8 protein-coding genes and 2 tRNA genes are annotated in these 11847 nt (G+C 58.0%); 7 read left to right on the forward strand and 3 right to left on the reverse strand.

Features of this window, described 5'->3' with window-relative positions:
• Position 1 precedes the first annotated feature (1 nt).
• Together HU806_RS07185 and HU806_RS07190 are read right to left on the reverse strand one after the other, a co-directional pair.
• Positions 2 to 85, reverse strand: a tRNA-Leu gene (locus HU806_RS07185).
• A 176-nt stretch (positions 86 to 261) separates the two neighbouring features.
• Positions 262 to 348: transfer RNA gene (locus HU806_RS07190), tRNA-Leu, on the reverse strand.
• A 226-nt stretch (positions 349 to 574) separates the two neighbouring features.
• Here HU806_RS07190 and rnr point away from each other — a divergent pair.
• The 7 genes from rnr to dnaB all read left to right on the forward strand — a co-directional run bounded on the left by rnr (position 575) and on the right by dnaB (position 7777).
• Entirely contained in the window at positions 575 to 3193 is a 2619-nt protein-coding gene (rnr, locus tag HU806_RS07195) for a ribonuclease R (RefSeq protein WP_186610738.1), read from the forward strand.
• Positions 3190 to 3954, forward strand: coding sequence for a 23S rRNA (guanosine(2251)-2'-O)-methyltransferase RlmB (gene rlmB / locus HU806_RS07200; protein WP_186610739.1), 765 nt, complete (start codon positions 3190 to 3192; stop codon positions 3952 to 3954). Before rnr ends, rlmB begins: the two co-directional genes overlap by 4 nt.
• A 225-nt stretch (positions 3955 to 4179) precedes the next feature.
• The gene (gene rpsF / locus HU806_RS07205; RefSeq protein ID WP_003186395.1) at positions 4180 to 4608 is read left to right on the forward strand and encodes a 30S ribosomal protein S6; all 429 of its coding nucleotides are present in this window, start codon (positions 4180 to 4182) and stop codon (positions 4606 to 4608) included.
• A gap of 28 nt (positions 4609 to 4636) precedes the next feature.
• Entirely contained in the window at positions 4637 to 4867 is a 231-nt protein-coding gene (gene rpsR / locus HU806_RS07210) for a 30S ribosomal protein S18 (protein WP_002551829.1), read from the forward strand.
• Between the two features lie 36 nt (positions 4868 to 4903).
• On the forward strand, positions 4904 to 5797 hold the full coding sequence (locus HU806_RS07215) for a YybS family protein (protein WP_186610740.1): 894 nt from the start codon (positions 4904 to 4906) through the stop codon (positions 5795 to 5797).
• 18 nt (positions 5798 to 5815) lie between these two features.
• Positions 5816 to 6262, forward strand: coding sequence for a 50S ribosomal protein L9 (gene rplI, locus HU806_RS07220; protein WP_003186385.1), 447 nt, complete (start codon positions 5816 to 5818; stop codon positions 6260 to 6262).
• 117 nt (positions 6263 to 6379) lie between these two features.
• The gene (dnaB, locus tag HU806_RS07225; protein ID WP_014336312.1) at positions 6380 to 7777 is read left to right on the forward strand and encodes a replicative DNA helicase; all 1398 of its coding nucleotides are present in this window, start codon (positions 6380 to 6382) and stop codon (positions 7775 to 7777) included.
• Between the two features lie 5 nt (positions 7778 to 7782).
• On the opposite strand, the gene HU806_RS07230 is transcribed toward dnaB, so the two are convergent.
• Positions 7783 to 11811 (reverse strand): dermonecrotic toxin domain-containing protein, encoded by a 4029-nt coding sequence (locus HU806_RS07230; RefSeq protein WP_186610741.1) that lies wholly within the window; start codon positions 11809 to 11811, stop codon positions 7783 to 7785.
• Between the last annotated feature and the right edge of the window lie 36 nt (positions 11812 to 11847).

Below are 11847 nucleotides of genomic sequence, written 5' to 3' on the forward strand. Positions count from 1 at the left end.
GTGCCCAGAAGAAGACTCGAACTTCCACGACCTTGCGGTCACCAGCACCTGAAGCTGGCGTGTCTACCAATTTCACCATCTGGGCAGCATCTTCAGCGTTGCCGCTGTTGATGTGGCGCACTATACGGAGCGCGTTTTGATCTGTAAACCCCTGTTTTTGTTTTAATAATTGCCAAAACGGAAAGCCAGTGGGGCGGAACGCAAAAACCCGCTTTCGCGGGTTTTCGAGAGGCTCAAGGCAAAAAACCTTGAAGCTTGAATTGGTGCCCAGAAGAAGACTCGAACTTCCACGACCTTGCGGTCACCAGCACCTGAAGCTGGCGTGTCTACCAATTTCACCATCTGGGCAGCATCGACGACATGTGTATGTCGTCGATGGCGCGCACTATACGGAGCGTGTTTTTAACTGTAAACCCCTGCGAGCAAAAAAACCGTTAAATTTCACCAGCGGTGCGATCCAGGGCTTTAAAGGTCGGTCAAAAGACTTTAGAAAAGGCATCTGACGCTTGAAATTTCCCGTTTCATTACGCCTATGCCAAACTAACCCGCATATAGACAAGGTGAAAACTCTCTAATGGCCGATTGGCAGTCCCTCGATCCCGAGGCCGCTCGTGAAGCGGAAAAATATGAAAACCCTATTCCTAGCCGCGAACTGATCCTGGCGCACCTCGCCGATCGGGGTTCTCCTGCTAGCCGCGAGCAGCTGGTCGAAGAGTTCGGCCTGACCACCGAGGATCAGCTCGAAGCCCTGCGCCGCCGCCTGCGTGCCATGGAGCGCGATGCTCAACTGATCTATACCCGGCGTGGCACCTATGCCCCGGTCGACAAGCTCGATTTGATCCTGGGTCGCATCGCCGGCCACCGTGACGGCTTCGGTTTCCTGATTCCGGACGATGGCAGCGACGATCTGTTCATGAGTCCGGCGCAGATGCGCCTGGTGTTCGATGGTGACCGTGCGCTGGCCCGCGTATCCGGCCTGGACCGTCGTGGGCGCCGCGAAGGCGTGATCGTCGAAGTGGTGTCCCGTGCCCACGAAACAGTCGTCGGCCGCTATTTCGAAGAAGGCGGTATCGGTTTTGTCATTCCGGACAACCCGAAAATCCAGCAGGAAGTCCTGGTTACTCCGGGCCGCAACGCCAACGCTCAGATCGGTCAGTTCGTCGAGGTAAAAATTACCCACTGGCCGACCCCGCGCTTCCAGCCTCAAGGCGATATCGTGGAAGTGGTCGGTAATTACATGGCTCCGGGCATGGAGATCGACGTTGCCCTGCGCACGTACGATATTCCCCACGTCTGGCCTGAGGCGGTCCTGAAAGAGGCCGCCAAGCTCAAGCCGGAAGTCGAGGAGAAAGACAAGGAGAAGCGCATCGACCTGCGCCACTTGCCGTTCGTGACGATCGATGGTGAAGACGCACGGGACTTCGACGATGCCGTCTACTGCGAAGCCAGGCCAGGCAAGTTGCGCCTGTTCTCCGGTGGCTGGAAGTTGTACGTGGCGATTGCCGACGTCTCCAGCTACGTGAAGCTCGGCTCGGCGCTGGACGCCGAAGCCCAGGTGCGCGGCAACTCGGTGTATTTCCCCGAGCGCGTGGTGCCAATGCTGCCAGAGCAACTGTCCAATGGGCTGTGCTCGCTGAACCCGCAAGTCGATCGCCTGGCCATGGTTTGCGAGATGACCATCTCCAAGTCCGGCGAGATGACCGACTATTGCTTCTATGAAGCGGTGATCCATTCCCACGCCCGCCTGACCTACAACAAGGTCAGCGCGATGCTGGAAACGCCGAAGCTGGCCGAGTCGCGCAAGCTGCGTGGCGAGTACACCGATGTGGTGCCGCATCTCAAGCAGCTTTATTCGCTGTACAAGGTGTTGCAGGCAGCACGTCATGTGCGGGGCGCGATCGATTTCGAAACCCAGGAAACCCGGATCATCTTCGGCTCCGAGCGCAAGATCGCCGAAATCCGTCCGACCGTTCGCAACGATGCGCACAAGCTGATCGAGGAATGCATGTTGGCGGCCAACGTGGCTACCGCTGAATTTCTGAAAAAGCACGAGATTCCCGCGCTGTACCGGGTCCATGACGGTCCACCGCCTGAGCGCCTGGAAAAACTGCGAGCGTTCCTCGGTGAGCTGGGTCTGTCCCTGCATAAAGGCAAGGACGGCCCTTCGCCGAAGGATTACCAAGCCTTGCTGGCCAGTATCAAGGATCGCCCGGACTTCCACCTGATCCAGACCGTCATGCTGCGTTCCCTGAGCCAAGCGGTGTACAGCGCCGATAACCAAGGCCACTTCGGCCTGAATTACGAAGCCTATACCCACTTCACGTCGCCGATCCGTCGTTATCCCGACCTGCTCACGCACCGGGCGATCCGCAGCGTCATCCATTCGAAGATGGACACACCGCACGTCAAGCGTGCCGGTGCGATGACCATTCCCAAGGCTCGTATCTATCCGTACGACGAAGCAGCCCTGGAGCAGCTCGGCGAGCAGTGCTCGATGAGCGAGCGGCGTGCCGACGAAGCGACTCGCGACGTAGTGAACTGGCTCAAGTGCGAGTACATGAAGGATCGCGTGGGTGAATCGTTCCCAGGCGTGATTACCGCCGTGACCGGTTTTGGCCTGTTCGTCGAACTGACCGATATCTACGTCGAAGGCTTGGTGCACGTCACTGCGCTGCCTGGCGACTATTACCACTTCGATCCTGTGCATCACCGCCTGGCGGGCGAGCGCACGGGCCGTAGCTTCCGTCTCGGCGACACGGTTGAAGTGCGCGTGATGCGCGTCGACCTTGACGAACGCAAGATCGACTTCGAAATGGCTGAAAAAACCATCAGCGCGCCGATTGGCCGCAAGAAGCGCGGAGCCGAAACCGCGGCGCCTGCGGCCAAGGCCGCCGCCGAGCCAGCATCGTCCAAGTCCGGACGTCGCGGTCCGGCCAAGGAGAAGGTCGCCGAAGCCTATCGCCCGAGCGATGCAGCGGCGAAAAACGCTGAGCTGCGCAAAAGTCGTGAAATGAAGCAGGCGTTGCTGACCGAAGCCAAGAACGGCGGTAAAGCGTCGTCTGGGGGAAAGGCCGGAAGGTCGGCCCCGGACAAGGCGACCAGCAAACCGAGCAAACATCGTAAAGGCCCGCCGAAAGCAGGCTCGGCCCCAGCCAAGAGTGGCGGGGCGCGTAAACCCAAGGCCAAGTCATGAGTCAATTGGAGAAAATCTACGGCGTGCATGCCGTGGAGGCGTTGCTGCGTCACCACCCCAAGCGGGTCAAGCAGATCTGGTTGGCAGAGGGGCGTAGCGATCCGCGAGTGCAGACCCTGATTGAATTGGCCGGCGAAAATCGCGTGGCGGTCGGTCAGGCTGAGCGTCGTGAGATGGACGCCTGGGTCGAAGGCGTGCACCAGGGCGTCGTGGCTGAAGTCAGCCCAAGCCAGGTCTGGGGCGAAGCGATGCTCGACGAGCTGCTCGACCGAACCGAAGGCGCGCCCCTGCTGCTGGTGCTGGACGGTGTGACCGACCCCCACAACCTTGGTGCCTGCCTGCGTTCGGCGGATGCCGCCGGTGCGCTGGCGGTGATCGTGCCCAAGGACAAGTCGGCGACATTGACGCCGGTGGTGCGTAAAGTCGCTTGCGGCGCGGCGGAAGTGATTCCTTTGGTGGCGGTGACCAACCTGGCGCGCACCCTGGAGAAACTCCAGCAGCGCGGCTTGTGGGTCGTGGGCACGGCGGGCGAGGCCGAAGTCAGCATTTATGACCAGGACCTGACGGGCCCGACCATCTTGATCATGGGGGCCGAAGGCAAGGGCATGCGTCGCCTGACTCGCGAGCATTGCGACTATCTGGTGAAGCTGCCGATGGCCGGCAGCGTCAGCAGCCTCAACGTTTCGGTCGCGACCGGTGTCTGCCTGTTCGAGGCCCAGCGCCAGCGTGGCGTCAAAATAGCCGCTTCGCGAAAGTTGTAAGCTCCAAGCGGCAAGTTCAAAGCTGATCGCGTATGAGCTTGCCGCTTGTCGCTCGCTGCTTGCGGCTGTTCATTTGCCTTGCGCCGCCTTGAGCCCTTCTCTACAATTGCGCCCCTTGCTGTGATGGCAGGCACTTATGTGTCTAGCGTCCTCAAGTCCATAAGTGTCATTCACTCCTTGTCTGACCGTTTTTGAGCGGCAGGCTACAACCCGTAAGGAGCATTCATGCGTCATTACGAAATCATCTTTTTGGTCCACCCGGATCAAAGCGAGCAAGTCGGCGGCATGGTTGAGCGTTACACCAAGCTGATCGAAGAAGACGGCGGCAAAATCCACCGTCTGGAAGATTGGGGCCGTCGTCAACTGGCCTACGCAATCAACAATGTTCACAAGGCTCACTACGTGATGCTGAACGTTGAGTGCACTGGCAAGGCCCTGGCCGAGCTGGAAGACAACTTCCGCTACAACGATGCAGTGATCCGTAACCTGGTCATCCGTCGCGAAGAAGCCGTCACTGGCCAATCCGAGATGCTCAAGGCTGAAGAAAACCGCAGTGAGCGCCGTGAGCGTCGCGACCGTCCTGAGCACTCTGACAGCGCCGATGGCGATGACAGCGATAGCGACAGCGACAACAGCGATAACGCTGACGAGTAATCCACGGACCTTTTAAGGAGCCAATCACATGGCACGTTTCTTCCGTCGTCGTAAATTCTGCCGCTTCACCGCTGAAGACGTGAAAGAGATCGATTACAAAGATCTCAACACTCTGAAAGCCTACGTATCCGAGACCGGCAAAATCGTTCCAAGCCGCATCACCGGTACCAAAGCTCGTTATCAGCGTCAGCTGGCCACCGCTATCAAGCGCGCCCGCTTCCTGGCCCTGCTGGCCTACACCGACAGCCACGGCCGCTGAGACCGGGCAGTCGACAAGTAGTAAGGGATTGAATGCATGCGCGCCTTAGCTGACTTCATCATGCGGGGACGTGTGCAGGCCACTCTGGTAGTGGCTGGATGTGCGGCATTGCCGTTGTTGTACTGGTTGGGTGCTGCCGCGGGTAGTCTTGTACTCCTGCGGCGCGGATTGAAGGACGCCTTGGGCGTTCTTGCTCTGGGGCTTCTGCCGGCTTTGCTCTGGTGGATGTATTCCGCTGACCCGCGGGCACTCATGGTGCTGCTGGGGTCTTCGGCGCTGGCGTTGGTATTGCGCGCCAGCGAATCCTGGAACCGCGTGCTGCTGGTCAGCATAGCGATAGGCGTGGTGTTTTCAGTGGTGCTTGGGGTGGCTTTCGCACCTCAGATCGAGATGCTGTCGCAGGCTTTGATAAAAATCCTGCCCGAGGCGCTCGGTGATCTCTACCAGAAGATGTCGGTAGAGGAGCAGGCGCGTTTCGCGTCCCTGATCGCCCCCGTCCTGACCGGCCTGATTGCGGCCTTGTTGCAGATCGTCAGTGTGCTGAGCCTGGTTATCGGGCGCTACTGGCAGGCGTTGTTGTACAACCCGGGTGGTTTTGGCCGCGAGTTTCGCGCCATCCGCTTCCCGCTTGGACTGGCGATGTTACTGCTGGCGGGCATGCTTCTGGGGCCGAACTTCGGTCCGCAGATGGCCATGCTCACGCCGTTGTGCAGTGTACCGCTGGTGTTTGCCGCGCTGGCCCTGATTCACGGGCTGGTGGCGCAAAAGCGACTGGCCAGGTTCTGGCTGGTGGGGTTGTACGTCACGTTGTTGCTGTTCATGCAGCTGATCTATCCGTTGCTGGTGGTCCTGGCCATCGTCGACAGCCTGATTGATTTTCGCGGTCGTATGGCGCCGAAAGACGCCGACAACGCGAACGGTGAAGGTTAAAAGTTAGAGGATTTTCACATGCAACTGATCCTTCTGGAAAAAATCGCCAACCTGGGCAACCTGGGCGATAAAGTAAACGTTAAGGCTGGTTACGGCCGTAACTACCTGCTGCCTTTCGGCAAAGCCACCGCTGCGACCGCTGCCAACCTGGCTGCGTTCGAAGAGCGTCGCGCTGAGCTGGAAAAAGCCGCCGCAGACCGTAAGGCATCGGCTGAAAGCCGTGCTGCCCAACTGGCCGAGCTGGAAGTGACCATCACTGCCACCGCTGGCGACGAAGGCAAGCTGTTCGGTTCGATCGGTACTCACGACATCGCTGACGCACTGACCGCCTCCGGCGTTGAAGTTGCGAAAAGCGAAGTTCGTCTGCCGAACGGCACCATCCGCAACGTAGGCGAATTCGACGTAGCCGTGCACCTGCACGCCGAAGTTGAAGCCACCGTACGCGTTGTCGTGGTAGCAGCCTAAGCAACACCTGTCGGCTGGCACCCTCGGGTGCTTGCCGGTAACATCGGGCACGATCCTGTCTACAGGTCGTGCCCTTTGTCTTTCTGCAATTCATGATTTTCATAACCAGACGTGGCCATGAACGAAATCACCGCCCCCGAGCAATACGATCTGCAAACCGCTGCCCTGAAGGTGCCTCCGCATTCCATCGAGGCCGAACAGGCCGTGCTCGGTGGCCTGATGCTGGACAACAACGCCTGGGAACGTGTGCTCGATCAAGTCTCCGATGGCGATTTCTACCGGCATGACCACCGGCTGATTTTCCGTGCGATCGCCAAGTTGGCCGATCAGAACATGCCGATCGACGTCGTGACCCTGGCCGAGCAATTGGACAAGGAAGGTCAGACATCCCAAGTTGGCGGCCTCGGTTATCTCGGCGAACTGGCGAAAAATACGCCGTCGGTCGCTAACATCAAGGCCTACGCCCAGATCGTGCGCGAGCGGGCGACCTTGCGCCAGTTGATCGGCATCAGCACTGAGATTGCCGACAGTGCGTTCAATCCGGAAGGTCGCACCGCGGCTGAGATTCTCGACGAAGCCGAGCGGCAGATTTTCCAGATCGCCGAGGCCCGACCGAAAACCGGTGGCCCGGTCAGCGTCAACGACCTGTTGACCAAGGCCATCGACCGCATCGACACCTTGTTCAACACCGACAACGCCATTACCGGCCTGTCCACCGGCTACACCGACCTCGACGAGAAGACCAGCGGCCTGCAGCCATCCGACCTGATCATCGTCGCCGGCCGTCCATCCATGGGTAAGACCACCTTTGCGATGAACCTGGTGGAAAACGCCGTGCTACGCAGTGAAAAGGCTGTGTTGGTGTACTCCCTCGAGATGCCAGGCGAATCGCTGATCATGCGTATGCTCTCGTCCCTCGGGCGTATCGACCAGACCAAGGTCCGCTCCGGCCAGCTGGAAGACGACGATTGGCCGCGCCTCACCTCGGCGGTGAACTTGCTCAACGACCGCAAGCTGTTCATCGACGATACGGCCGGTATCAGCCCGTCGGAAATGCGCGCCCGGACCCGCCGCCTGGTGCGTGAGCACGGCGAGGTCGGGCTGATCATGATCGACTACTTGCAACTGATGCAGATCCCCGGTTCCAGCGGCGACAACCGAACCAACGAAATTTCCGAGATCTCCCGTTCCCTCAAGGCCCTGGCCAAGGAATTCAACTGCCCAGTCGTTGCCCTTTCGCAGTTGAACCGTTCCCTGGAACAGCGCCCGAACAAGCGTCCGGTGAACTCTGACTTGCGCGAATCCGGAGCGATCGAGCAGGACGCCGACGTCATCATGTTCGTGTACCGCGACGAGGTGTATCACCCGGAAACGGAGCACAAGGGCATTGCCGAAATTATCATCGGCAAGCAGCGGAACGGCCCGATCGGGTTCATCCGCCTGGCGTTTATCGGCAAATACACGCGCTTCGAAAACCTGGCGCCGGGTAGCTACAATTTTGATGATGACGAGTAATCGGCTCAGGAATTGATTTGGGGCATGGAGCCAAGCACTATCCTGATCCCCTCGTCTTCGTATTGATAGTTCCAGCGCAATTCGGTATTTGCCGGGATGTCTTCGGTGGCAAAGAACGCCGTCAGCCTCATGCTCTCCTGTGGTTGGCTACCCTTTTGGGTATAGACATTAAAAGACGCCGGTTCGACGTTATAGCCAGCGGCCGCTTGCCTTACGGGAATACCATTTTCATATTCGAAAACGGTATTCATCCGAGAAAGCATGTTGTCTCCTGAAAGCACCACGTCGCTTCTGACTGGCGGGGGCGATGCTGCGCTACTCGAGCTGGGCTGCTCTATCGGCTGGATATCGAGCAGATAAGGATCCCGGCGACGGCCAGCGATGGGGAGAGGGACCAGCTCTCCACCATAGACTCCGATTATTTCGCCTTTTTTGAGCGGCAGCTTGTTCACCACGGCCAACTGTCCGATCAGGACCTCCTCCTCCGGAAACTTCTGGTGCGCCGCGGTGAAGGGAACGACTTCAAGTTTGTCTTCATACAAACGTGCCACTTTTTCATAGCCTTCCCATTTGATGTAAGGCAGGACTAAGTCCTTGTTGAATGTCCTGCCAGAGGTGGACGAGGTGCCTAGGCTTTGTATGCGTCTGATACGCATGGGGAGCCCGTCCGTGTCTCTGATTGGATACCGGCCGTTATTGGCACGGTCATAGATTCGCCGATAATTCTGGCTGTGTAGATATGACTTCTCGGAGCGCATGTGGCTCAGTTCTTCTGCCGTATACGGCGCTGGCGGGAGGTCGTCATCCGCTGATTCGTAATCCGTGGAGGATTCGGCTGACTCAAACTCATCGCTGGATTCCGGGTCCGTGAAAATCGGCAATGGAGCGGGTGTTCCCCCAAGAAGCTTGCCTTTGGTTTCGTCGAGTCTCCAGCCATCTGTGGCGTCTTTTCGAATGTAAGGCCGGTAAGCTCTGAAGGGACTGCGGGCATCGATCAGTTGTAACCCCAGGCTATCCCTCTTGACCTGGAAGTACCGGCCTTTGTCTTGGACGTAATAGCGATAGAACCCATCAGGAAAAGGTTTCGACTGATATAGTCCATCGCTGCGCAACGTCAACTCGGAAGGCGGTTTGAGTGTTGCGAACAATGGATCCAGGGGCTGTGCGGTCATGGCGGACGGTAGTGCACCCGAGGTCCGGACTCGTACAGCGGACGGAAGTATGGCCATCAGCTTCAAGTGGGCCTGACGGATGGCCTCTTTGAGGGTGGTTGCATTTGACTGACTGAGAACAGCGCTGCGTTCGGAATCCGAAAGGACTCGCTCAAGGGCGCTGAACAGATCAGTGGGGGCATGAAGTCGTTTGCCGGTGGCATCATGGAGGGCGTACAAGCCATTCTGGCGGGTCAGCAGGTAACGGGTATTGGCGGACTCGCTGCCTTTGCTGTCGAGCAGCGTGCCATCGATGCTCTGGTCGCGTACTTCTATTCGCCGTGAGGTCGGCCAGCCAGGCAGCTGGTCCAAGGTGTCCAGAATCGGCGATAACCCTTTATCGTTGTTCACCGAGTCCAGATAGATGTTTTCGCGGGCTCGGTTGATGCGGATATTGGCTATGTAGCGGCTGGCCTCCCAGCGTTGTTCGGCCGTCAGGCTTTTTTCTCGCGATACCCGCAGTCGTTGTTCCGGGCTAAGGACCGCGGCCATTTCCTCCACGTGGCTTCTCGATAATTCGGGCATGACGCGTTGAATGTCTTGTTGAATCGGGTCCTCGGTTTTTTCAGCCAGTTCGGTGAGTCGTGTAAACAGCAATGCTCTATTCTCGCGCGCCTGGTTGCGCAGCGTCATTGCCAGGTTTTCGACTTTGGTGAAACCTTCAACATAGGGCGCCTGCAGGAGTGCGTTGAACTCCAGTTGTGGCATTTGCTCCTCCAAGACATACAGCAACTCTCCTTTCCTGAAGCGCGACTCTGATACCCGAATTTCAGTGGGCCCTTCCCCGTAGGTGAGCAAGACTCTGTGCTGTTCATCAATGATCGCCAGTGTTTTGTTCTCTGGCCACTTGGGCAGCGAGCACACCGCGTGAAACTGAAGAAAAGGGCTATACAAGGTGATGCTCGTGCCTTCGGCGCGGTCGAGGGAAAAGTCGTTGATTTCCTGTTCAATGTTGAAACGCTTGACCGTGTCGCGCAGCAGGGGCGGGGGGCGTACCAAGTCCTGGTGGATTTGGCGCAGGGTCGTATTGTCGACTCCGCCAAGCAACAGAATAGGTTCGACCGCCGCTGGCTTGATGCTGGCGGCGTCAGGTCCCAATCGCTTGATCAGCTTGAAGTCATTCCAATCCTGGGGAGTCTCATGCACGTGACGCCACCCGCCAACGCCATTGCTCATTAGAGGCGGTGTGTAGGCATCCGTGTCGGTTGGATGAAGCAGTTGCCATTGTTGGTTTTGTGGGTCGCGTTGTATGGCGTGAACACCGTCATCGAGCTTCAGGTAGTGCCGTTCTTCATGTTGATAGACGCCTTGGGTATTCGCCGCAAGGTCGTCGGGTAATGTCTTGGCGTGGCGATAGGCAGTAAGGTCCGAATGCCAGAGGCGCCAACCCTTGTTGCGTACTCGGACTTTCACTAATTTGGCGGTAAAGCCGGCACCCTTGATGATCCCCGCGGTCGCCACGGCCGAGGCAGCGCTATCCACGATGTCCAACAGGTCATTCAAGGCTTCATCGCTATCGCCCCGGCTCCAGGCGGCAAAACCGTCATAAACGGTTTCGGTCAGCTGAACCGCGCTGACCACCAGCAGCACTTCTCCAACAATGGGAACGAACGACGCCGCAAGAAACAGTGCTGACTTGCCCAGGTCGGCATAGTATTGCAGGCGTTTTTCCCGGCTCAGGATATCGGCATCGGCAGTGGGGACGGCGACGACGCGAGCATCGTTTTTGATCTGGGTGATCCGTTGCACGGCCATGGCATTGAATATATTTCCCTGGATCGAGGCTAGAGCAACGGCTTCGTTCAGGCTGGCGCGCACGAACTCTCTGCGCCTGTCGGAGATAAAAATGATTCGAGCCGGCAGGACCGCCAATAATGCGTCCCTGTGCTGCAAGGGAACGAGGCGATTGAAAAAAGCCGAGTAGCGTGGCGTGATCAGGCGCTCGGCCAGGCTGTGGTGCAGGTCATTCATGGACTCATGGCTACGAAACGGCGAAATCGGGTCCTGCGGGGTGTAAAGGATGATCTGTTTACCGGCTTTTTTTTGTTGGATCACCAGAACATTGGGGATCACCACATTTTTGATGGTCAGGTGGCTGCACAACAGTTCAGGGTGGGTAGCGTCGCGCCCCAGGCTCCGTAATTGCTGATAAATCGCGGGGTCCAGTTCACCCCGAATGTGGGCAATGAGCAAGGCGGCGCCGAAGCAATTGCGTTCATGCCAACGAAATGTCCCGAGCACCTGTGCGGCGGTGCGCTTGGCGCCTGGTTTGGTCGGTGGTTCAAGTATCTGCTTGATTTGCTTGAGGTACTGACCGCCAACATCCAATTGACGGCAGACGGCGGCAAACCTGGTTGGGGAAGCAGAAGTCAGGGTCCTCCCAGTCGCGTTGACGTTATAGAGGCCGGTGCCTTGTTCCATTCCCTTGTCCAGTGCTTCCGAGGCTTCGAAGTTTTGCAGGGCTGCTTCCAGCAACGTCTGTTCGGTAGTCTTGTCGTGGGTCCTGATCAGACCCAGCAGGTGAGTGTTTTTCCACTCGCGCACAAGAAGAGCATCCTCGTCTTTGAATATTCCGAAAAAGTTTTTTCGAAGGGCGGCGCGTACCAATGGTCGGGCAAAGGCTTCGGGGCTTTTCAGGTCGTCCAGGATTTCTTTGATGTCATGCCTGGCCTGATTGCTGCTCATCAGGTACTGACGCAACTCCGTGAGCACTGCCGGCGATGCGCTTTTGATCCAGGAGGGCAGCTGCGTCTTGATGAAGTCCTCGTGCGGATGTTGCACTGAAGGGGGAGTTTCCGGTGGTTGGGCGCTACTTTTGTTCATTTGAGAGACCAAAATGTGTGGTTGATCTATCCAAAC

This window comes from Pseudomonas sp. SWRI154, assembly GCF_014268645.1.
GTDB lineage: Bacteria > Pseudomonadota > Gammaproteobacteria > Pseudomonadales > Pseudomonadaceae > Aquipseudomonas > Aquipseudomonas marvdashtae.

Coding starts and splice junctions, on each gene's coding strand:
- rnr (WP_186610738.1), top strand. CDS start 575: ATGGCCGATTGGCAGTCCCTCGATCCCGAGGCCGCTCGTGAAGCGGAA.
- HU806_RS07215 (WP_186610740.1), top strand. CDS start 4,904: ATGCGCGCCTTAGCTGACTTCATCATGCGGGGACGTGTGCAGGCCACT.
- HU806_RS07230 (WP_186610741.1), bottom strand. CDS start 11,811: ATGAACAAAAGTAGCGCCCAACCACCGGAAACTCCCCCTTCAGTGCAA.
- dnaB (WP_014336312.1), top strand. CDS start 6,380: ATGAACGAAATCACCGCCCCCGAGCAATACGATCTGCAAACCGCTGCC.
- rlmB (WP_186610739.1), top strand. CDS start 3,190: ATGAGTCAATTGGAGAAAATCTACGGCGTGCATGCCGTGGAGGCGTTG.
- rpsR (WP_002551829.1), top strand. CDS start 4,637: ATGGCACGTTTCTTCCGTCGTCGTAAATTCTGCCGCTTCACCGCTGAA.
- rplI (WP_003186385.1), top strand. CDS start 5,816: ATGCAACTGATCCTTCTGGAAAAAATCGCCAACCTGGGCAACCTGGGC.
- rpsF (WP_003186395.1), top strand. CDS start 4,180: ATGCGTCATTACGAAATCATCTTTTTGGTCCACCCGGATCAAAGCGAG.